This is a genomic window from Streptomyces celluloflavus (assembly GCA_000720995.1).
In the GTDB taxonomy this organism is placed as follows: Bacteria; Actinomycetota; Actinomycetes; order Streptomycetales; family Streptomycetaceae; genus Streptomyces; species Streptomyces celluloflavus.
Genome location: JOEL01000011.1, coordinates 52,964 through 73,597, shown reverse-complemented (window position 1 = coordinate 73,597; position 20,634 = coordinate 52,964). Strand labels below are relative to the sequence as shown.

General features: G+C 69.3%; 20 protein-coding genes and 1 pseudogene. 9 read left to right on the top strand and 12 right to left on the bottom strand.

Annotated elements, in window-relative coordinates; translation table 11 throughout:
- Positions 1 to 184: 184 nt before the first annotated feature.
- A complete protein-coding gene (locus tag IH09_RS12145; RefSeq protein WP_052856186.1) occupies positions 185 to 691 on the top strand; it encodes a PH domain-containing protein in 507 nt (168 codons plus the stop codon).
- A gap of 252 nt (positions 692 to 943) precedes the next feature.
- Here IH09_RS12145 and IH09_RS12140 read toward each other — a convergent pair whose 3' ends face one another.
- A complete protein-coding gene (locus IH09_RS12140; RefSeq protein ID WP_172450441.1) occupies positions 944 to 1,495 on the bottom strand; it encodes a DoxX family protein in 552 nt (183 codons plus the stop codon).
- 397 nt (positions 1,496 to 1,892) lie between these two features.
- Between IH09_RS12140 and IH09_RS12135 the strand changes: the two genes are divergently transcribed.
- A complete protein-coding gene (locus IH09_RS12135) occupies positions 1,893 to 2,534 on the top strand; it encodes a DUF4142 domain-containing protein (protein WP_110952240.1) in 642 nt (213 codons plus the stop codon).
- A 24-nt stretch (positions 2,535 to 2,558) separates the two neighbouring features.
- On the opposite strand, the gene IH09_RS12130 is transcribed toward IH09_RS12135, so the two are convergent.
- Positions 2,559 to 2,963, bottom strand: a complete 405-nt coding sequence (locus IH09_RS12130; protein WP_244933832.1) for a cupin domain-containing protein — start codon at positions 2,961 to 2,963, stop codon at positions 2,559 to 2,561.
- A gap of 623 nt (positions 2,964 to 3,586) precedes the next feature.
- On the opposite strand from IH09_RS12130, the gene IH09_RS37030 reads away from it, so the two are divergent.
- Positions 3,587 to 4,459 (top strand): hypothetical protein, encoded by an 873-nt coding sequence (locus tag IH09_RS37030; RefSeq protein WP_190233268.1) that lies wholly within the window; start codon positions 3,587 to 3,589, stop codon positions 4,457 to 4,459.
- Between the two features lie 284 nt (positions 4,460 to 4,743).
- Here the strand turns inward: IH09_RS37030 and IH09_RS12125 are convergent, their stop codons facing one another.
- Positions 4,744 to 5,277, bottom strand: a complete 534-nt coding sequence (locus tag IH09_RS12125) for a GNAT family N-acetyltransferase (protein ID WP_052856183.1) — start codon at positions 5,275 to 5,277, stop codon at positions 4,744 to 4,746.
- Positions 5,262 to 6,503, bottom strand: coding sequence for an XRE family transcriptional regulator (locus IH09_RS12120; protein ID WP_318279440.1), 1,242 nt, complete (start codon positions 6,501 to 6,503; stop codon positions 5,262 to 5,264). The genes IH09_RS12125 and IH09_RS12120 overlap by 16 nt, the downstream gene beginning before the upstream one ends.
- A gap of 460 nt (positions 6,504 to 6,963) precedes the next feature.
- Between IH09_RS12120 and IH09_RS12115 the strand changes: the two genes are divergently transcribed.
- Both IH09_RS12115 and IH09_RS38975 read left to right on the top strand, forming a co-directional pair.
- Positions 6,964 to 7,209, top strand: a complete 246-nt coding sequence (locus IH09_RS12115; RefSeq protein WP_052856182.1) for a hypothetical protein — start codon at positions 6,964 to 6,966, stop codon at positions 7,207 to 7,209.
- On the top strand, positions 7,199 to 7,348 hold the full coding sequence (locus tag IH09_RS38975; RefSeq protein WP_172450439.1) for a hypothetical protein: 150 nt from the start codon (positions 7,199 to 7,201) through the stop codon (positions 7,346 to 7,348). Before IH09_RS12115 ends, IH09_RS38975 begins: the two co-directional genes overlap by 11 nt.
- A 261-nt stretch (positions 7,349 to 7,609) precedes the next feature.
- Here IH09_RS38975 and IH09_RS12110 read toward each other — a convergent pair whose 3' ends face one another.
- From IH09_RS12110 to IH09_RS12100, 3 genes and pseudogenes are all read right to left on the bottom strand, one after another.
- Entirely contained in the window at positions 7,610 to 8,128 is a 519-nt protein-coding gene (locus IH09_RS12110) for a GNAT family N-acetyltransferase (RefSeq protein ID WP_052856181.1), read from the bottom strand.
- A 74-nt stretch (positions 8,129 to 8,202) separates the two neighbouring features.
- A pseudogene (locus IH09_RS40835) lies at positions 8,203 to 8,349 on the bottom strand (IS256 family transposase); the annotation flags it as partial.
- A 422-nt stretch (positions 8,350 to 8,771) separates the two neighbouring features.
- Positions 8,772 to 10,097 carry a geranylgeranyl reductase family protein gene (locus IH09_RS12100; protein ID WP_052856179.1) on the bottom strand — a complete coding sequence of 442 codons (1,326 nt, stop codon included), beginning with the start codon at positions 10,095 to 10,097 and terminating at the stop codon, positions 8,772 to 8,774.
- 104 nt (positions 10,098 to 10,201) lie between these two features.
- On the opposite strand from IH09_RS12100, the gene IH09_RS12095 reads away from it, so the two are divergent.
- Positions 10,202 to 10,714, top strand: coding sequence for a GNAT family N-acetyltransferase (locus IH09_RS12095; protein ID WP_052856178.1), 513 nt, complete (start codon positions 10,202 to 10,204; stop codon positions 10,712 to 10,714).
- A 166-nt stretch (positions 10,715 to 10,880) separates the two neighbouring features.
- Here the strand turns inward: IH09_RS12095 and IH09_RS12090 are convergent, their stop codons facing one another.
- From IH09_RS12090 to mqnC, 3 genes are all read right to left on the bottom strand, one after another.
- Complete coding sequence (locus IH09_RS12090; RefSeq protein ID WP_052856279.1) at positions 10,881 to 11,579, bottom strand: demethylmenaquinone methyltransferase; 699 nt, start codon at positions 11,577 to 11,579, stop codon at positions 10,881 to 10,883.
- A 341-nt stretch (positions 11,580 to 11,920) separates the two neighbouring features.
- The gene (locus IH09_RS12085; protein WP_110952238.1) at positions 11,921 to 12,535 is read right to left on the bottom strand and encodes an imidazolonepropionase-like domain-containing protein; all 615 of its coding nucleotides are present in this window, start codon (positions 12,533 to 12,535) and stop codon (positions 11,921 to 11,923) included.
- A gap of 103 nt (positions 12,536 to 12,638) precedes the next feature.
- A complete protein-coding gene (gene mqnC, locus IH09_RS12080; protein ID WP_052856177.1) occupies positions 12,639 to 13,838 on the bottom strand; it encodes a cyclic dehypoxanthinyl futalosine synthase in 1,200 nt (399 codons plus the stop codon).
- Between the two features lie 372 nt (positions 13,839 to 14,210).
- Here mqnC and IH09_RS12075 point away from each other — a divergent pair, with 372 nt between their 5' ends.
- Complete coding sequence (locus IH09_RS12075) at positions 14,211 to 15,314, top strand: alpha/beta hydrolase (RefSeq protein ID WP_318279439.1); 1,104 nt, start codon at positions 14,211 to 14,213, stop codon at positions 15,312 to 15,314.
- A gap of 175 nt (positions 15,315 to 15,489) precedes the next feature.
- Here the strand turns inward: IH09_RS12075 and IH09_RS12070 are convergent, their stop codons facing one another.
- Positions 15,490 to 16,380 (bottom strand): MqnA/MqnD/SBP family protein, encoded by an 891-nt coding sequence (locus IH09_RS12070; protein ID WP_052856176.1) that lies wholly within the window; start codon positions 16,378 to 16,380, stop codon positions 15,490 to 15,492.
- Between the two features lie 272 nt (positions 16,381 to 16,652).
- On the opposite strand from IH09_RS12070, the gene IH09_RS12065 reads away from it, so the two are divergent.
- Positions 16,653 to 16,856 (top strand): cold-shock protein, encoded by a 204-nt coding sequence (locus tag IH09_RS12065; RefSeq protein ID WP_014144190.1) that lies wholly within the window; start codon positions 16,653 to 16,655, stop codon positions 16,854 to 16,856.
- A gap of 632 nt (positions 16,857 to 17,488) precedes the next feature.
- On the top strand, positions 17,489 to 19,711 hold the full coding sequence (locus IH09_RS39815) for an eCIS core domain-containing protein (RefSeq protein WP_240151122.1): 2,223 nt from the start codon (positions 17,489 to 17,491) through the stop codon (positions 19,709 to 19,711).
- A 74-nt stretch (positions 19,712 to 19,785) separates the two neighbouring features.
- Here IH09_RS39815 and IH09_RS12055 read toward each other — a convergent pair whose 3' ends face one another.
- A complete protein-coding gene (locus tag IH09_RS12055; RefSeq protein WP_110952237.1) occupies positions 19,786 to 20,166 on the bottom strand; it encodes an RNHCP domain-containing protein in 381 nt (126 codons plus the stop codon).
- Between the last annotated feature and the right edge of the window lie 468 nt (positions 20,167 to 20,634).

Sequence of the window (20,634 nt, the reverse complement as noted above, 5' to 3'; positions counted from 1 at the left end):
GAGCGACTGAGGGTCTCGAATCCGTGATTCTGCGGTCTGCTCGGAACACTTGGGGCGTACGCGCGAACGACGTGGGCGGCATCCGCACACTGCCGCTCTCCCGCTAGCGTCGCGCTCTTGTCCCGCTGCCCGGCGGTCCCACAGACTGACGGCACTGCGGCAGAGGCTCTGGTGGGGGGAATCAGTGGTCAGGGAAGCTGAGCGCGCTCTGGGTGTTTTCGTCAGCAACCATCCGACGGACAACGCACGTCGCGGGCGCGTCGCGATCGGCGTGCTGCTGGTCGGCCTGGCGTTCGCGGCGGCCGCGACTCCGATGACCTTCGCCATCTTCGCCGAGCGCGCTCATGCCGTGCGGTTGACCGGGCTGCTGTGGGGTGCCGCGCTCATCGGGATCTACGGCGGAGTCTCCAACGGCCTGCGGACCCTGCGACGGCATGGCGAAATCTTCGTGCTGCGCGAGCAAGGACTGGTCTACCGGCGGACCGGGGAGACCCGGGTGCTGCCCTGGACGGCGATCCGCGGCGTGGTCGAGCGCGGACAGGACCACGCCCTGGGCCGGCTCATGGGCTGGGACGTCCACACGGTCATCCGCATCCGGGACGGCGGACGGCTGCTGCTGACCGGCTACACCGAAGACGCGGCCCGGCTCGCCATTACGATCCGGACCGCCGTGGCGGCCAACACCCCGTAGGGCAGTGCTCAGCCTTCGGTGAGAACGCCCGGCCTTCGGTGAGAGTGCCCGGCCTTCGCCGCGACAGATCAACGGCTCTGGCTCACGGCTGAAAACTTGTACCTGAAGGCTCGTCACACCCGGCCGTTACGGGGTGGCCATCGCGCGTAACGGGAGAACTCGGCGGACGGCGGCGGACGGCAGGAGCCCCCGCGCCCCGGGAACTCCTGAAGCCGAAGGCCGTCAGCCCGCGCCTTCCGCCGTCGGAAGTCTTCAGAGGATCAGCGCGATGGCCGCGCCGATACCGCCGAGACCGAGTGCGAAGGCGCCCGCGCGCCAGCCGCCCTGACCCCAGCGGAACGGCCGGTCCAGGGCGAGCCGTCCGGGGCCGATGGCGGCGACGGCGAGTGCGACGACCGCGATGCACACGCTGTACTCCACACCGCCCTCGCTCTCCCACAGACCGTGTGCCCCGGTGACGGTCGCCATGGCGTTGATCATGACGCCGATCAGCGCGGCCGCTGCCAGTGGAGTGAACAACCCCAGGGCCAGTCCGATGCCGCCGAGAAACTCGGAAGCGCCGCCGATGGCGGCGAAGACCGTGCCGGGGCGGTACCCCAGGGCGGTGAATTCCCGGCCGGTGGCGGTCAGCCCCTGGCCACCCAAGATCCCGAACAGCTTCTGGGCGCCGTGCCCCGCCATCAGCAGGCCGAACGTGAGCCGGAGCAGGAGCAGACCGCAATCCCCGGCCGACACCAACGGTCGCGCCCGTCCGGCGGCCACAGATTCTGGAGCGGCGCGCAGCCGCTCAGGTATGCCACGCATCGGGATTCTCTCCCCGTATCTCCTTCTCCGCTACTCAGCATAGGTGCAACATGTGACACACGCCACACCTCAAACAGGTTTCGCCGCTCCCCCGGAACCCGCGCCGGCGCCTCGATAGCCGATCAATGGCGCGCGCGCCAGCGTTGCCGGGGGCGCCGAGGGAAGTGGTTACGCCGACACGCCGAAGGGGAATCCCTGGTTTCGGCGCGGATCCGCACATTCCGAGCGGCGAGCGAGACGAGGCAGCGCAGACGGGACGGAACGGGGCCGCGCAGAACGGCGGGGCCGAGCGGCGAGACCGGGACAACGTCCGTCCCGCCAGGCCCGCCCCTCTCTCCTTCCCCCACCCGCATCCCCTCCCCCCCATTCACCCACCCACCCGAACCGTGGAGGACCTATGTCCATAACGCGAACCACCGCCCGTTTCAGCGCAGTCTGCGCCACGACGCTCTGCCTCGCGGGCGCGGCGGCCGGAGCCGCCCTCGTATCGCCCGGAACGGCCCTCGCGGCATCGCCCTCCCCGTCGTCGTCACGGGTCTCCGCGCTGGACAAGGAGTTGCTCACCGCCGCCCACCAGGGCAACCTCTGGGAGATCGAGACGGGACAGGCCGCCCAGACGGACGCCACCAGCTCCTGCGTCAAGAAGGTCGGCGCCGAATTCGTCCGGGACCACCGCACCCTCGACGCGGGCGTCACCAAGACGGCCGCCCAGGTGGGCGTGAAGCTCCCCTCCGGGCAGACGGCCGATCAGCGCAAGCAGGCCGCCGCCCTCAAGGCCATGGCCAAGAAGCCCTCGTACGACGGCGCTTGGCTCAAGGCGCAGTACGCGGCCCACACGCAGACCCTGGCCCTCATCGACAAGGTGATCGCCTCGGGCGCCAACGCCAAGGTCAGGGAACTGGCCAAGACCGCACGTCCGGTGGTCGCGCAGCACACGCAAATGGTCAGCCACGACAGGTGCCGCCCTCCTCAGGCCCACAGTTCCCAGGCCCACGGCTCCCAGACCCACAGTTCCCAGACCCCCGGTTCCCACCGGTGATTCCGGCCTCGCGCCACGGAACCGCTACAGCGCCGTCGCCGCCCGGGTCAGCGGTCCGCCCGCGTCACCGGTGTTCACCACCCCGGCCGGTTCCAGCAGCAGGATCGCGGTCTCCTCCGTCGCCCGCGGGCAGTGCTCCACACCCCGCGGCACGACGAACAACTCCCCCGGCCCGAGGACGACATCCCCGTCCCGCAGCTGAATGGTCAGCCGTCCGCTGATGACGAGGAACAGCTTGTCGGTGTCCTCGTGGGTGTGCCAGACGAACTCCCCTTGCACCTTGACGACTTTGACCTCGTAGTCGTTGAGCGCGGCGACCTTCCTCGGTCCCCAGTGGTCGCTGAACAGGGCGAGCTTCTCGGCGAGATTGACGGACGCCGCGACGGAGGTCGAGAGGGAAGCCGCGACGGAGGCTATGGAAGGAGCCACGGCGGGACGGGACACCTGGTCAGACATAACGGACTTGCCACCTTTCCGGATACGCGAGCCGACGAGCCGGCCGAGTCGACCGGCTGGCTGGCTGCTGGCCGGCCGAAGTCCAGCCTGCCACCCCCGTCTGACATTCCCCCCGGCCTGCCCGCAACCTCCCGCCCGGACCCCGCTCCTGACGCCCCATTCCCCCTGGTCAGGACAGCTCCGCACATCGCTCACCGGATCGCGCCCCCCGCGACCTGGTGAGCGACGTCGTGGTGCGGCCCGACGCCCCATAAGGAAGCGGGAGAAGGAACACCCAAACCACTCCCCTCCGCACTCCCCGGCTCCCCGCCGCCCGGCCTCGCGCCAACTCCCCTTGTCAGCAGGTGGGATCACCTGATCAGGTGACTGAGTCGCATATGCGGGTCCGAAGCCGGTACGTTCACGGCACATCCCGGGAATCCGCCCGGGAAAAAAATCGGCCCCCGGCGGGACTGGCATCCCAACACCGAGGGCCTGATCAACGGAAGTAAGAGCCTTCCAGATGATCCTCACTAGGAAGAAAGCCCTTCCCAATGACACCCGTTGAGTCTACCGCCCGCGCCGCGACGCCGTCTCGGCATCCGTCGGCCGCCGGTGTGACCCATGTCCGTCACCGCCACACCACCCACTTCACGGTGGTCGGCAATCACCTCGCCCAGCACCCCACCCTCTCCTCCACCGCCATCGGCATCGCCGTACGCATCCAATCCCTTCCGGACGGCACCAGGGTCGGCATCAGGGCACTGGCCGAGCGCCTCCCGGAGAGCGAGTACAAGATCGCCGCCGCGCTCAAGGAGCTTGAGGCGGCCGGGTACTTGCGGCGCAGCAGAGAGCGGGCCGCGGGGCAGCGGATCGTGACGCGTACGACGTACTACGAGTGCCCGGACACCGAGCGCCGCCCCGAGCGTCCGGCCCGCCCTGCACGTCCGCCCCGCCCCGGCCACCGGGCTCACCCCGCCCACTCCACCCATCCACAGCCTGTGGATAACCCCGCACCACCGCCCCGCCCTCCGGCCGCTCCACCGACACCCGAGCAATCACCTCCGGCATCGCCTCCGCCGCCGTCCGGGGAACGCACACCCGCCGCCGATCTTCTCGCCGGACTGCGGCGCTCGGACGCCCGACTGGCCTTGTCCGTAAGGGAGATCACCCAACTGACCCCGGCCGTGGAGACCTGGCTGGCGCGCGGCGTACCGGCCGAGCAGGTGTCCCGTACGCTCACCGCCACACTGCCCGGCGGCATCATCGTGAGAGCGAGCGCCCTCCTCGCCCACCGTCTCACCGAGTGGCTGCCACCCGTCCTGCCCCCGGCTCCACCCGCGAAGGCAGCGGCTCCACCGCCCGCACCCTTCCAGGAATGCCCGCACTGCGAGCGGGTGTTCCGGTCACCATCCCCCGGCCGCTGCCGCGACTGCCGGACCCCGGCCGGTACGGAGGGGCACAGCGGGACCGCCCCTGGCTGCACCTAGGGGCGGGCGGCGAAGCCCGCCGGGGGACTCACGAGAGGCCGGACCGAAGAAGAGCGCGACCGAGGCTGTGACGCAGACCCAGGTGCAGGCCCGAACTCCCCTACGGGCGGCGGCAGTCGCTTACCGTACGGGAACGACGTGTCCGCCGCCGGACGGGATCACGCCTTCGGCGTGCACTGGTGCGCGCCTCCTTTACGGCCTTCGGGCCATAAAGGAGGCACTTGGCACTTCACAAACCTGGCGCCCGGCGAATTTCGCGGCGGCGCCACCACTCGTGCCGCCTCTCAGGCAGTACGCAAAGACCGAAGCATGACCGCATAAAGTGGGGAGTCGGCGAAGGGCTGCCGCTGCCCGATCTTCCGGTAGCCCCAGGACTCATACAAGGCTTGCAGCCTTGGACGCCGGGTATCGACAGTGAGGGTTGCATGTGCCTCCGCACGCGGGCTGAGCAGAGCCTCGTGGAGGCGCTCGGACAATCCCTGCTTTCGCCACTTCACTCGGAGCATGAGCTCGGAGACCGCGAAGGTGGAGGCCTCAGCGGGTTCGGTGATGTACTCACGCCACCATTCGGTACCGGGGTCGTTCGGAGCCCCGTAGGAAAAGCCGGCTGGCTCCCCGGCGCTGTAGACGATCACACACGAGAAACCGGGCTTATTGCCCCAGTGATCAACGAACCACGGGAAACGCTGCACAAATTCCTCGTCCATGCGGTCCGCGTAGGCATCGGCATGCACGTCCAAGAGCGTTGGCCGGATCTGCGCGAGATCGCCCTGAGTGTAATGACGCAGGTCGATATCAGCTGTCACGCTGGGCTCCATTCGGATCGATATCGGTCGCCCCACTCCCGCGTCACAGCGGCGGTTGGTGCGAGGGTAAGCAGGTCGCGGTGAAAGTCACCCAACACGACGCGCAGCCGCCCCGGGAGGGGGTGCCCGACCATCAGGGCGAAGGCGTCAGCAGTGGTGGCACATCCCCTGTCGATATCGCCTTGATGGAGTTGCGCCAGGGCGAGTCGGACAATGGTCATGGCCCGGTTGCGCCGGTACTTCTCGGGAAGCGCTGACAGCGCACGGTATGACGCTGCCTCCGCCTCCGCGGGAGATCCGACCTGGTCATGGAGAATTGCCGCCAGGGCATGCAGCTCGGCAGGTCCGTAGAACGCCACCCATCCTGGACGTGGACGCTCATCTGCCTTGGCCAGGGCGTCTTCGGCGTGACCGAGAGAGCGCAAGGCCGACTGTCGGTCGTCGCAGTTGGCGTGACCGACAGCGGCACGAGCATGCGCGAGAGAGCCGAAGAACGGATCGCGCCGCGTAATGGAAGTTGCTTGCGCTGCTTGCGCTGCGGCGACTGCCTCGCCATACTCACGCCGCTGGTGGGCAAGGAGCGCGGTGGCATTCCACACCCGCATCTGTGCCGTGATGTCCTGTGCCATTCCGGCCAGCCGTAGGGCTTCATTCAAGTGCTGCTGTGCGCGGTCGAGTTGCCGAGCATCGACGCATGACCATGCGGCGGCGGCAGTGTAGTCGGCGGCCACGCTGAACAGGCGCTGTCGAATCCGCTGCGTTGCCGCCCGCTGCTGCAATTCGAGGGTGTCGCACGCGCCGGCGAGGGCGACCTTTTCCAGCGCTGCATGCCCTCCTCTGGCCTGATCAAGACTGGTGAGGTTCTCCAGCCCCTTACGGGCGCGTAGTACGTCGGAGCTACCTACGGCCCGGCGGGCGGCCGGGAGGGGTACGGCGACAGCGGCGCCGGTGACCGCGCCGCAGAACTTCCGGCGGTGCACGTCCTCCTCCGTTCGCTCGGCGAGCGGGCGAATGAAGCCCAGCTCTTCGGCGGTACAGCCGAATACTGCCTCCAAGGCGCGCCTCTTGGCGGGATGGGGCCAGCAGGATTTTCCGGTCAGCCACGTCCTGACCGTCCGGTCTCCGACGGTGGGATGTTCGCCGGCCTCACGCAGCTTGCCGTTCACTGCATCGACTAACTCCCGCTGCGTGAACCCGGCTTCGTCCATCTTGGCCTTCAGGCCGAAGTTTCCGGTCACTCGACTCACAGTAGCCAGAGGCCCGGCTGCCGGCTGCTCCGGAACCGGAAATTTCCGGGTGCCTACGAGCAGAAGCAGCCCCATATTTCCTCCCGCTCACCGCCCCGCAGTCGTTCAACTGGGCGTAAGCCGTTGCGGCCTCCCAGCCCACGGCTCCCGCTGTCCGGGAGCCATACGTCAGGTGGGGACCGAGCGTCGTAGCGGATCGTGGGCGGGCCCGCTCCCCTCTGGGCCGCCCTCCATTCAGCAGCGATCCGTCTGGAGGATTCCTGATGCTCCCTGCATCACCCCCGCGCTGTACGTCCACCGTTGGCCCACGCTTCCCGTCGGCGGGCGCACCACGGACGGCCAAGGCCAAGCCCGTACCCAAGGAGGCGAAGGAGTTCCACGCTCGGAGTGGCGACCCCCGCACCTGGAGCACCAGCACCTGGGATACGTGGCTCAGTCTCGGCGGTATGGCATGACCACCCCGGCTGATCCGCCGGAGGGTGGCACGGAGCCGCCCGGAGTCGGTGACGTGGTCGAGTACGCCCCCGGGCGTACCGCCATCGTGACGGACGTCCGTGCAGGCGTCCCCTGGCTCCGCAACCGCTACAGCTTCACGGGGGAATGGCCGGCGGACGCCCCTGCCGAGATCCGGGTGGTGCGGAGGCGGGCCGAGCGGGAGCGGGAGTGGCAGTGGGAGGGGCGCGCCGGTGAGCAGTGACACGCCGCCCGCCGGCACCCCCGACGAGCAGGAGCCGCCGACACCGCGCCCCACCATCGAAGACCTCCTGGCACAGGCCGAAACGTTGAACAGAACGATCAACCTGCACGTGGAGAGTCTGGGAGGCGGGTCGGAATGAACTACCCGCCTCGGCCGGCTTGGGCGGCGGCCGTCACATCGCACCACACCCATGGCGACCATCCGGGTCAGGGTCGCACCAGAACTCCCGCTCCGGGAGGCGGTTCGTCGCCGCTCCCCGGAGCGGGGCACCACCTCGGCCCGGCCTGGTCGCCGAGCTGAGGAGGACGCACCTGACTCCGTCGCACCGTGCCCTCATCTCTTCCAAGCCTGTGTGCCGAAAAAAGATCGAGTAATAGTCAAGACCTGTGGATCGGTGGAGCTATCGCCTGATACTTCGGCGCCATCGAATCTCGCCGTCGTACCGGTCCTCGGTGGGTGTGAGCCCGGCTGCGGTGGCGACGGCAGCGGATGCGTGATGTCCGGGGTGGATGTGGGCGATGACGGTATGCACCGGCTGCCGGCCGAGCCAGGTTGCGAGTGCCTGGGCGGCTTCGGTGGCGATGCCTCTTCCCTGCCACGGCGTCCCTACCACCCAAGCGATCTCGGCGACGGGGCCGTGGCCGGAGGGACTGATCGTCGCCTGGACGGTGCCCGTCAGGCAGTCCTCGTCGCGGAGCTGGATCACCCAGTTCAGCCAGGAGACGGCGGGATCGGGAGAGCCTGCGGTGATGCGCTGGTAGCGCGAGCGCAGGGCTTGCGGGGTGTCCGGGGTGCCGCCGATGAAGGTGTGAAGAGCCGGGTCGGACAGCATCGTGGCCATCTCCTCGGCGTGCTCGACGAGAAGAGGCAGCAGGTCCAGTCGCCCGGTGCTGATGGCTTCGGCTTCGATGGTGTTCACGCCGCGACCGCCTCGGGGCGTTCGACGAGGTGGCCGCGTTCGAAGCGGGCTCCGGCCCTCACGAGGGCGACGAGGTCACGCTGATCAGCCAACTCGGCTATGCAGGCATCGACTTCGACCTCCAGAGCGGCGGCGAGCATCCGCCGGGCGCCCTCGCGGACGAACTCGTCCATCAAGGAGGCGTTCGAGGTGCTGCCATCGGCATTGACCACGCTCAGCACGGGCGTGCCTTCCCGACCGACGCGCCAACGTCGGCCTACTCGGTGACCTTCAATCGATCACTCGGGAAGGTACGCCCTTCGCGTCCAACCCGAGCCCGATCCACAGATCTTGAGCATTGCTCCCGAAGGCGTGGACCGCTCAACCTGTGGACCGCCATCGAGGACTCGCTCATGCAGTGGCAGAGCCACGGCTCACCACATCTGACCGGCTTCGGAATGACGATCACGCCGGACGGTCAGAGGGTCTGGCTCGGTGTGCCTCACGGGCCGAGCTGGGCGCTCCCCGTCCAGCGCCCTCGTGACTCCGCCCGTCGGCACAGTGCGCGCCGGCGGGCGGAGTGGTGTCCACGGTGCAACGTTCCTTGCACCGTAGGCAGACATCGGCCGAGGTCAGCGGGGTGCAGCGGATGAGTGTTGAAGGATCACGCCTTCGGCGCGACCTTGCTCAGCCCGTTGATGATGCGGTCCATCGCGTCGCCGCCCGTGGGGTCGGTGAGGTTGGCGAGCATCTTGAGGGTGAAGCGCATCAGGAGGGGGTGGGTCAGGCCGCGCTGGGTGGCGATCTGCATGACCTTGGGGTTGCCGATGAGCTTCACGAAGGCGCGGCCGAGGTTGTAGTAGCCGCCGTAGGTGTCCTTGAGGATCTTCGGGTAGCGGTGCAGGGCCAGCTCGCGCTGGGCGTAGGTCTGGCGGGCCTGGGCCTGGACGATGACCTCGGCGGCGATGCTGCCGGACTCCATGGCGTACGCGATGCCCTCGCCGTTGAAGGGGTTCACCAGGCCACCGGCGTCGCCGACCAGGAGGAGGCCCTTGGTGTAGTGCGGCTGGCGGTTGAAGGCCATGGGGAGGGCGGCGCCGCGGATCGGGCCGGTCATGTTCTCGGGGGTGTAGCCCCAGTCGGCGGGCATCGAGGCGCACCACGCCTTGAGGATCTCGCGCCAGTCCAGCTCCTTGAAGGAACTGGAGGTGTTCAGGACGCCGAGGCCGACGTTGCTGGTGCCGTCGCCCATACCGAAGATCCAGCCGTAACCGGGGAGGAGACGGTCCTGGGCGCCGCGGCGGTCCCACAGCTCCAGCCAGGATTCGAGGTAGTCGTCGTCGTGCCGGGGCGAGGTGAAGTAGGTGCGTACGGCGACGCCCATCGGGCGGTCCTCGCGGCGGTGCAGGCCCATGGCGAGGGAGAGCCGGGTGGAGTTGCCGTCGGCGGCGACGACGATCGGGGCGTGGAAGGTGACCGGGGTCTTCTCCTCGCCGAGCTTCGCCTGCACGCCGGTGATGTGGCCGGTCAGCTCGTGGATGACCGGGGCGCCGACGTTGCAGCGCTCGTAGAGCCGCGCGCCGGCCTTCTGCGCCTGCCTCGCCAGCTGCTCGTCGAAGTCGTCGCGCCGGCGGACGAGGCCGTAGTCCGGGTAGCTCGCCAGGTCCGGCCAGTCGAGCTGGAGGCGGGAGCCGCCGCCGATGATGCGCAGGCCCTTGTTGCGCAGCCAGCCCGCTTCCTCGGAGATGTCGATGCCCATGGCGACGAGCTGCTTGGTCGCGCGCGGGGTCAGACCGTCACCGCAGACCTTCTCGCGGGGGAAGGCGGTCTTCTCCAGGAGGAGGACGTCCAGACCGGACTTGGCGAGGTGGTAGGCGGTCGCCGAACCTGCGGGCCCGGCGCCGACGACGATCACATCCGCGCTGTACTCCGAGCGGGGCGTGGTCGCCGACTCTGCCACGGGCTGTGTCACGGACGCGGACTCGGTCACGGCGGTTCTCCCGGAAGTCGATATATGGATATCTGGGTGCCGTTAGGCACCGGGCACATGCAGTCTATGGGGGCGTTGGTGATCACTTCCTGAAGGGTTGGCTCATGAACAACACACCGCTACCCGCCGTCGAGCTGCGCGTGCCCACCGAGGAGGACGCGCTGAACTGGCACCGGGCCTTCAACGACCCGGACGTCATGGAGTTCCACGGCGGCGCGCCGGCCGAGCTGTCGGTGTACGAGGAACTGACCGCGCGCCAGCGCCGGCACCACGCGGAGCGGGGCTTCTGCCTCTACACGCTGCTCGACCCTGCCGACGGCGCGGTCATCGGCTTCACCGGGGCGCAGCCGTGGCCGCGGGAGTGGGGCCCGGCGGGCGAGATCGAGATCGGCTGGCGGCTCGGCCGCGCGTACTGGGGCAAGGGGTACGCCACGGTCGCGGCGCAGAGGGCGCTGGACGCCGTACGGGAGGCCGGGGTCCAGCAGGTCGTCGCGATGGTGGACGCCCGCAACGAGCGGTCGATAGCCGTGACCCGGCGCCTGGGCATGCGGCACGCGGAGACGCTGCACTCGCCGACGTCACAGCGGGAGGCGTACTGCTTCCGGCTGGATGTGTGAGGGCTTACTGCTTCCGGCTGGACGTGTGAGACGGGGGTGAAGCGGGGGGAGGTGGGAGTGGGGCGGCTGTGGTGGGGCGGGCGCACGTGGGAATCACGCGTTCCGTCTCGGCAGCCGCCTCACTCCTTCACCCCCTCGCTCACGTCTCACGCCGTCCGCTCGCGGCCTACTCGGCCGGCTTGGTACCCCGGTGCAGCGCCACCACACCGCCGGTCAGATTGCGCCAGGCGACCCGGTCCCAGCCCACGCCCTGCATCCGGGCGGCGAGTTCGGGCTGGTTGGGCCAGGTGCGGATGGACTCGGCGAGATAGACGTACGCGTCCGGGTTGCTGCTGACCGCGCGGGCGACCGGGGGCAGCGCGCGCATCAGGTACTCGGTGTAGACGGTCCGGAACGGCGCCCAGGTCGGCTCGCTGAACTCGCAGATCACGACCCGGCCACCGGGCTTGGTGACGCGGTACAGCTCGGCCAGCGCGGCGTCGGTGTCCTGGATGTTGCGCAGTCCGAAGGAGATGGTGACGGCGTCGAACACCCCGTCGGCGAACGGCAGACGCGTGCCGTCGCCCGCGGTGAAGGGCAGCCACGAGTGCCGCCGCTTGCCCTCCTTGAGCATGCCCACCGAGAAATCGCAGGGCACGACGTACGCGCCGGTCCGGGCGAACGGGAGCGAGGACGTACCGGTACCGGCCGCGAGGTCGAGCACCCGCTCGGCGGGCCGCGCGGCCACCGCCCGCTGCACCTCCTTGCGCCACAGTCGCGCCTGCCCCAGGGAGAGCACGTCATTGGTGAGGTCGTACCGCGCCGCCACGTCGTCGAACATCGCGGCGACTTCGTGCGGCTGCTTGTCCAGGGATGCTCGGGTCACCTGGCCATTGTCCACCGTGCGGCGGATCGCCCCCGCACCGGGCACGCCCTTGGGGCGGCGGGCGCGGAGTCTGGACGGGGGCGGCCGCATGCCCCCTCGGAACATCCGGGCGGTCCAGCGGTGCAGCGCATCGTGAGCGGCCGAATCGGCCGCCCCCGCACCCAGGATCCTGCCGGGTGGCAGCGGCCGTTCCGCTTCCGTTGACACCGCCCTGACGTGCGACGACGCGGCATTGACGGTTCCTTGACGAAGATCATCGAGGAGTCGGGGGAAAAGCGGGAGGACGAAGGACCGGGGACGGGCCGGGCAGCGAGAAGGCGGACGAACCCCCCGCAAGGCCCTCAGCGGCGGCGGAACACCAGGCGGCCGCCGAGCGCGGTGGCGAGGCAGCTGCCGTCCGCGGCGAAGACGGCGAAATCGGCCGGGCCGCCGACGGCCAGCGTGCGCGGGCGGCGCTCCGGCAGGTCCCGCAGGCCGGACCGCTGAACGGCCGTACGGACCGCAGGCCGGGTGAAAGGGCCGGTCAGCGCGGTCGTCCCGGTCGCCAGCAGGCGCTGCAGCCCGCGCCGGGCACTGGCACCCCAGCGGGTCTCGGTCATACCGAGGGCGGCGAGCGCCTCGCCCCTGATCGGCTCGCTGCCCAGTTCATCGGCCTCGCGCGGGTCGGGGTGGTAGGCGGCCTCCAGCAGCGCGGCACCGTCCGGTTCGTAGCGGCCCGGCGTCAGTACGCCGTCCCACTCCCGCGACCGCGCCCGCTCGCCGTACGCCGCGAGCAGCTCCGTATACGGCCCGACAGCCGCGAAGCGGTCACCATCGACGACCACCGCGTACCCATCGGCGTACTCGCTTGCGAACCCGTCGGCGTACTCGTCACCCGGGCGCGCGTCGTCCGGCCGCTCGGCGGGCGGGCCGTCCACCACGAGCCGGACCCCGCGCACCCGGTGAAGCGTCAGCACGGCAGCCGGACCTCCGAAGACAGCCCGCGTGCCCGCACCGGGTCAGTCCCCTCCGGCAACGGGCCACTCTCCGGCCACATGGTCAACTCCCGCCCGTCGGCGTTCAGTTGGCCTCGATGAGCTTCAGCTCCGGGTGGGCCGTACCGCCCTCGATGGCGGTCGAGGAGAGATGCGAGACGACCTTGTCGTCGACCGGGTCGTTGGCCGGGTCGTCGTGCACGATCAGGTGCTCATAGGTGGTCGCGCGCTGCGCCGGGACCCGGCCCGCCTTGCGGATCAGGTCGATGATCTCCGTGCGGTTGGAGCGGTGCTTGGCGCCGGCCGAGGAGACGACGTTCTCCTCCAGCATGATCGAGCCGAGGTCGTCCGCGCCGTAGTGCAGCGAGAGCTGGCCGACCTCCTTGCCGGTGGTCAGCCAGGAGCCCTGGATGTGCGCGACGTTGTCGAGGAAGATCCGGCCGATGGCGATCATGCGCAGGTACTCGAAGAGGGTGGCCTGCGTCTGGCCCTTGAGGTGATTGTTCTCCGGCTGGTAGGTGTACGGGATGAAGGCGCGGAAGCCGCCCGTACGGTCCTGGACATCGCGGATCATGCGCAGGTGCTCGATGCGCTCGGCGTTGGTCTCGCCGGTGCCCATGAGCATGGTGGAGGTGGACTCGACGCCCAGGTTGTGCGCCGTCTCCATGATCTCCAGCCACCGCTCGCCGGACTCCTTCAGCGGCGCGATCGCCTTGCGCGGCCGGGCCGGCAGCAGCTCGGCGCCGGCGCCCGCGAAGGAGTCGAGGCCGGCGGCGTGGATCCGGCGGATCGCCTCCTCGGGCGTCACCTTGGAGATCCGCGCCATGTGCTCGACCTCGGAGGCGCCGAGGGAGTGGATGACCAGCTGCGGGTACGCCTGCTTGATCGCCGAGAAGTGCTTCTCGTAGTACTCGACGCCGTAGTCCGGGTGGTGGCCGCCCTGGAACATGATCTGGGTGCCGCCCAGCTCGACGGTCTCCGCGCAGCGGCGCAGGATGTCGTCGAGATCGCGGGTCCAGCCCTTGGCGGTGTCCTTGGGCGCGGCGTAGAAGGCGCAGAACTTGCAGGCCGTCACGCAGACATTGGTGTAGTTGATGTTGCGCTCGATGATGTACGTCGCGATGTGCTCGGTGCCGGCGTAGCGGCGGCGGCGCGCGGCGTCGGCGGCGGCCCCCAGGGCGTGCAGCGGAGCGGAGCGGTACAGGTCGAGTGCTTCCTCCGGCGTGATGCGGCCGCCCTGCGCGGCGCGGTCGAGTACGGACTGGAGGTCGGCGTTCTCGGTCACCGGGGCGTCCCTTTCGGAGGCGGGCATAACGACCGAACCAGCCTACGCCAGGGGTATGACAGCCCCGACAGCCCCGGTCACGGCCGGGTGGATGCCGCCCGGCCGGGCCCCTGGCGCGTACGGATACCGCCCCGGTGAGTACGGATACCGTCCCGCCGGCCCCCGGTGCGTACGAGTACCGCTCGGCCGGTTCCGGGCCTGGCTCGGACGTTTGACGACGTCGGACGCTTTATGACGCATGACGACGTCGGACGCTTTTATGACGCACGTCATGTCCGGCCCCGGCAAACCCGCGGCCCGCTTTCCGCATCAAACAGGGCGTAAGTCGTCCATCCTGCCCGTCGGGGCAGCGCGATCATCCGGAGTACGCCCGTGCCTCACTCCCCCGATGACCAGCCCCCGTACGGCCCGCACCAGGAGTACCGTCCCGCGCGCCGCGGACCGAGGAAGCGGCTGTTCCTGATCGGCGCGCTCATCGCGGTCCTGGGGCTCGGTTCGGTCCCCGTGCTGAACCATTTCGGCGTCTTCTCCGACAACGGCGACCCGATGTCGTTCAACCAGCCGACCCCGGACGGCGGCGGCGGGAACATGATGCAGAGCTCCGCCCACGACCCGTCGGCACGGATGCCGACCGGGCCGCAGGCGGAGTTCGTCACCGCGAACACCCTCGACGACGGCACCAAGATCGGGGTGGCCACGCTCCACGGGCAGAAGTCCGGGTTCACCGGCAAGGTGTGGGTGTGGGCGCCGAAGGAGTACTACGAGGAGCGGTACCGGGACAGCGCGTTCCCGGTCCTGATCGCGCTGCCCGGCGGCCGCGGCTACCCGATGAACTACTGGATGGGCACCGATCTCAAGCTCCAGGAAACGGTCAGCGAACTGGCCGAGCAGGGCAGGAGCAAACCGTTCATCGTGGTGATGCCGGTACTGAATCCGGACAAGAAGTACTACTACGACGGCAGTGACATACCGGGGCAGCCGAAGATGGGCACCTGGATGTCCGACGACGTCCCCGACTTCGTGAAGGCCAACTTCCGGACCTTCACCACGCGCGACGGCTGGGCCTTCATGGGCTCCTCCTCCGGCGGGTTCGTCGGCCTCAAGCAGGTGCTGCAGCACCCGGACCGGTTCAAGGCCGTGATCGCCAGCGGTCCGGACACCCGGCCGGACTCGCCGCTGTGGCGCGGCCACCCCAAGGAGAAGCAGGCCAACAACCCGGAGCGGCTGGCCAAGCAGCTCGCCGCCCGGCGCGGCGCCCCGGACGTGTACATCCAGTTCCAGATCGGCACCAAGGAGGGCGGCCGGGCGAATCTGGAGCGCTTCATCCAGCAGTACGGCAAGGGCCCGGTGCACGCCTCGCTCCGGGTCATCCAGGGTGGCGGCCACAACGCCAAGGGCTACATCCAGGGCATGCGCGAGGGCTCCCTGGAGGCGATCAGCAAGGTCCTGCGCGGCCCGACACCGTCGGGCGGATAGCCGACGGGGGACCGCCGGCCCGGCGTCGAGGGGAGCCCCCGGTAGGTGGCGGGGACGTCCCCTTACGGGGCCGGAGGATCGCGGGGACCGCGGGATCACCGGGCTGCGGGAGCAAGCCGGGCCCCGGCACCGGTCCTGGCGCCCGAGTACGCCGGGCCCCCGGCCCCTGGCCCTTCTAGGCCCCGAGCAGCTTCACGTTCACATCCGCCGGGAAGCCGGTCGTCGGGCCGACCCGGCGGGCGAATTCGGTGACGCCGCGCAGTTGGTCGGCGCCGAAGCGGAAGTCCAGCGTGGTGAAGTAGCGCGCCAGCACCGTCTCGTCGAAGGTCTCCCAGCGGGCCGCCTGCTCGGCGACCTTGGTGACCTCTTCGAGCGAGAGATCGCGGGAGGCGAGGAACGCCTCGTGGACCTTCTCCACGACCCGCGGCTCGCGCTCCAGGTAGTCACGCCGGGCGGCCCAGACGGCGAAGACGAACGGCAGGCCCGTCCAGTCCTTCCACATCTGACCCAGGTCGTGCACCTCCAGGCCCAGCCGCGGGGCGTCGTGCAGATTGGCCCGCAGCGCGGCATCGCCGATCAGCACCGCCGCGTCCGCCTCCTGCATCATCAGGCCGAGGTCGGGCGGGCAGGTGTAGTAGTCGGGGCGGACGCCGATCTTCTCGGCGAGCAGCAGCTGGGCCAGCCGGACGGACGTCCGCGAGGTCGACCCGAGGGCGACCCGGGCGCCGTCCAGCCGGTCCAGCGGCTTCTGCGAAACGATCACGCAGGACATCACCGGACCGTCGCAGCCGACCGCGAGATCGGGGAAGGCGACGAGGTCGTCGGCGGCGCGCAGGAACTCCACGAGGGTGATCGGCGCGATGTCGAGTTCCCCGCGCACCAGCTGTTCGCTGAGCTTTTCCGGGGTGTCCTTGGTGAGCTCCAGATCGAGCAGGGTGCCCGTACGGGCGAGGCCCCAGTAAAGGGGCAGGCAGTTCAGGAACTGGATGTGGCCCACCCGCGGCCGGCTGCGACGGTGGTCGGCCGCGGCTCCCGCGGGTGCGTCTCCGAAGGTTGAATTGTCCACATGCGGAGGCTAGACCCGCGCGCGGTGATCCGATGCGGCGGGGGCCGCTGTGGCCGGTGCGGCGGGCCGTAGATGGCCCCGCAGGCTCCCCGTTAAACGTGATCTTTGGCTCTTCCACCTCAGGAGTGCCACATGCTACGCTCAGCGCAAGTTGCAGTTTGGTTTCCCTTGCAGTACAGAGCCTGCGGAGCATGTGACCCGCAGGCTTTTGTAGTTTTCAGACTTGTTTGCAGGTTCTGGAGCAGGGCAACCCTTTGGCCCAAGGAGGGCTTATGGCTACCGGAACCGTCAAGTGGTTCAACGCTGAAAAGGGCTTCGGCTTCATCGCCCAGGACGGCGGCGGCCCGGATGTCTTCGTCCACTACTCAGCGATCAACGCTGCTGGTTTCCGCTCCCTGGAGGAGAACCAGCAGGTGAACTTCGACGTCACGCAGGGTCCGAAGGGCCCGCAGGCGGAGAACGTCACGCCGGTCTGAGTTGCCCGGTCCGACCTTTCCAGGTCGACTTAGCAATACCTAAGGAGCCCCGCTCCTCCACTTCGGTGGGGAGAGGGGCTCCTGCCTTTGTCCGGGCATGTCCCTGACGTTCCCCCTGGTGTTCCCCTGATGTTCCCCTGGCGTTCTCGTCGGGCCCGCGCCATTCCCCCGTTGCCCCGTCGCGCGCTCTGCCCGGGAGGGGATCGCCCGGCACCCGTCACGGATTAGCTTTCTAGAAATATCCCCTAATTAAATGTGCTTCCGCTCTGCGTGGGGCGGTATGGCGCAGCGGCACTACTACTCGGCCACGCGGCGGAGCGGGTGGCGAACCTGCCGGGGCTGCACGTCGGAACCGTGCGGACCTGTGTGCGGGGGGACACCACGGCGGAGCTGCTGGAGATCATCCGCACCCTGACCGAGGAACGGGAATGAGCGACGCCCGGGATGCGCCACCCCGGGGATGAGCAGCACCGGAGACGCGCCGCTCCACCGCCGTGAACCGCACCCACACCGCGGCTCCTGCCCGAAGGGGCATCGAACGCTGCCCCGCTCCCCCTTCTCTCCAGGGGGGCCGACCGGGTACGTATGGGACACGCTTGTCGAGTCCGTCGCCCCCTGGAGAGGTCCGTCTCATGCGCGCGCAAGACCCCGGCAGGAAGGCCGGCGCCGAGCAGGCCCGCCGTCCGGCGCCGCCCACGCTCCAGCAGGCCCCGGACGCGGCCGCGTTGGCGGCGGGCGGACCGTCCCCGGAGAGCATGGCCACGCTCCAGCGCGCCGCCGGGAACGCCGCCGTGACGCGGATGCTGCAACTGGCCCGGGAGCAGCACGGCCCCGGCTGCGGCCATCCGCAGCCCGGTCCGCCGCCGGTCCAGCGCTCCGCCGTCCATGAGGTGCTCAGCCGCCCCGGACAGCCCATGGACGCGTCGCTCAAGGGGGAGATGGAGGCCCGCCTCGGCGCGGACTTCTCCGATGTCCGGCTGCACACCGGAGACGCGGCCCGCGCCTCCGCGACGGAGGTCGGTGCCCGCGCCTACACCTCCGGGCACCACGTCGTCATCGGTGAGGGCGGCGCCGACAAGCACACCCTCGCCCACGAACTCGTCCACGTCATCCAGCAGCGCCAGGGCCCGGTGGCCGGCACCGAAACCGCCGACGGCCTCCAGGTCAGCGACCCGTCGGACCGGTTCGAGCGCGAGGCCGAGGCCGTCGCGAGCCAGGCCCTCCGCGGCGGGCAGCCGGACCTGGCGGAGACCCCCGCCGCCGCGACGGGCCCGGACCGAGGACCGGCACCGGTGCAGCGCATGGAGCGTTCGGCCTCCGCGGCCCATCTCGACCTCCCCTATTTCGACACCGCATTGCAGCAGCGCGGGCCACACCGGCAAGGCGTGCGAAACCGCTTTCTCACTCCCACCCCGGAGCTGACGGAGGAGCAGGAGCAGGACGGGCGCCCGCGACGGCAGATCACCCCGGAACAGGCGGCTCGGTACGAGCGCATTCAGGATCAGGTGATCGAGAACGAGGAACGGGACGGCGACAAGCATTATCCCTTCTTCCATGCCCAGGATCCCCGTATGCGGATCTCGCAGGACGTCTACAAACGCGTCTACGCCCAGCATCACGGCAGGGACGTACCGGAGGACTTCCACTTCCTGAGGTACCCGGGCCCGGAGGAAAAGGAATTCCAGCAGTACGAGAACGTGTCGCAGTTCTTCGATGAAGATATGGCGGCGAACGGGCTGATCGACGACAACATCAACCCCACCAAATCGCACATCATCTCCGCCAACCTGTCCTTGCACGGCGGCCTGAACCACTCGGGCGAGGAGACCTTCCACTACTTCCAGATCGGCAAGGGCCAGACCGAGATCCCGGTCGCTTCCTTCATCGAAGGATTCCTGACGAAATTCGGCCTGGACAGCAGCGGAGTGGCCGAGCTCTACAAGAAGGCCGAAGCCCTCAATGACACCAAGGAGGGCAGTCTCTTCCAGATCATGGTGCCCAAGGACATCGCGGACGACGTCGCCTACCTGGCCCATCCGCACGGCCTGCCCCACGACGACGAGCTGCTCGACGATCTCCACAGCCTGGGACCGATCCGGTACGACAAGCCCGCGCCCGGCACCGCGCAGATCATCGACGGCGGAGTCGACGAGCTCTACGAGTCCGACGACCCCCGGAAGCCCACGCCCGAGGCCGTGAAACGCCTGCAGAAGGGCGATAAGCCTCCCGCCCATTACGGGCGGGAGAAGATGAACGACGAGATCACCAGAAACCTCATCGAGGTCCGCGAACTCTGGAACCGTGACATCAACGAGCCGTCGCCGCTCCCGGAAGGCACCATCCCGTCCGGGCCGGGCGTCACCAAGGATCAGCTGAAGGCCGTACGCCCGCAATTGGACGAGCACGCGGAAGCGGGACGCCAGTGGCGTGTGAAGAATCAGGCCAAGGAGCTCCATAAGAGGACTCTCGACAGGTTCCACGACGGCAAGTACCGGCCGTCCCGGCACCTGGAGGACTACACGGCCAATCCGGAGAAACTGCGCCATCCGGAATTCGAGCGCCAGCAGCAGCTCATCGAGAAGAACCCCGAGCACTTCCAGGGGCAGGGCAAGAACAGTAGCCACGAAATGATGCGGGTGGCGAACCGGCAGAACTTCATGCAGGCCCGTGTTCTCCTCTCGGAGAGCCATATGCTGAACCCGCAGAGCGGTATCAAAATCATCCGGCACACCACGCTGGACGACGACATGCGCGTCAAGTACGAGGCGTTGCTGGACGAGTACGTCGCGGAACTCTTCCGCAAGAAGAACACCGGATCACAGCAGCCCGCGTCGGAGCGGTCCGCGCCGCAGTAGTCCACGCCGCAGGTGCTGATGGGGGCCCGAGTTCATGCGGGCCCCCATCAGCGGGTCCATCGCGGACGTCTACGTCAGAGACCGGCGAGCCGCTCGAAGGGGAACGGCGGCTGGGCCAGCGGACGCACCGCGAGCCGGGTGAGCGGCAGCGCGTTGTCATCGCCCGCGGTCCGGTTGGCGTGCAGGACGCCACAGCCGGTGCAGCGGTGGACGATCACCCACTCGCCGTCCCCGCGTACGGAGATCGCGAGCGGTTCCATGCGCGCCCCGCAGTCCGCCGCCCGGTCGCCGGGGGTGTCGTCGAGGTGACGGCTCCACAGGCAGTTGGGGCAGTGGTTGCGGTGGCTGGTGCCGATGGCGCTCATGGAGATGTCGAGGCCGCACTGGAGGCAGCGGAAGGACTGGGCGCGCGCGGAGGAACGCGTACGTGCCCGTTCGGGGGTCTTGCGGTTCATGTGAAGTGGACTCCTGGCGTGCTGCGTTGACGGAGGGAACATGTCGAACGCCGCTCGTCGCCGAGGAGTACGGTCGCGGTCAGCCGTGCCGTACGGGCAGTGCCGCCGGTGCGGACCGTCCTCGCTGACGAGAGCCGTTCCGCGACGCCTGGGGCATAAAACGCCACCTTTCACATACGGGCCCGGCCCGGTGCAGGGCCCCGCAGTCCACCGTCGATGAAAGCCGGTGCGGGGCCGTGCGGCAATCGAATTTCCGGGCGACCGCCACGCTGTCCGGGCGCCGGCCGCCCCCGCTCCGGACGGGGACGACGCAAGACCCCGTGCCGCCTCCCCCACAGAGGTGACACGGGAATCCAGTCTGACGCCCCGGGGGCCCCGGCTCCAGAGCGCGGGCGGCACCTTTCTTACCCCGGGGTCAGATCGTTTCGTACGGCGTTCCGTCCGCGGTGCTCCGTCTTCTCCGCTCCG

Bases quoted from the DNA above. Each gene is read 5' to 3' on its own strand.
- IH09_RS12140 (WP_172450441.1), bottom strand. From the start codon at position 1,495: ATGCGTGGCATACCTGAGCGGCTGCGCGCCGCTCCAGAATCTGTGGCC.
- IH09_RS12095 (WP_052856178.1), top strand. From the start codon at position 10,202: ATGAACAACACACCGCTACCCGCCGTCGAGCTGCGCGTGCCCACCGAG.
- IH09_RS39815 (WP_240151122.1), top strand. From the start codon at position 17,489: ATGCGCGCGCAAGACCCCGGCAGGAAGGCCGGCGCCGAGCAGGCCCGC.
- IH09_RS12115 (WP_052856182.1), top strand. From the start codon at position 6,964: ATGACCACCCCGGCTGATCCGCCGGAGGGTGGCACGGAGCCGCCCGGA.
- IH09_RS12065 (WP_014144190.1), top strand. From the start codon at position 16,653: ATGGCTACCGGAACCGTCAAGTGGTTCAACGCTGAAAAGGGCTTCGGC.
- IH09_RS12135 (WP_110952240.1), top strand. From the start codon at position 1,893: ATGTCCATAACGCGAACCACCGCCCGTTTCAGCGCAGTCTGCGCCACG.
- IH09_RS12125 (WP_052856183.1), bottom strand. From the start codon at position 5,277: ATGGAGCCCAGCGTGACAGCTGATATCGACCTGCGTCATTACACTCAG.
- IH09_RS12055 (WP_110952237.1), bottom strand. From the start codon at position 20,166: ATGAACCGCAAGACCCCCGAACGGGCACGTACGCGTTCCTCCGCGCGC.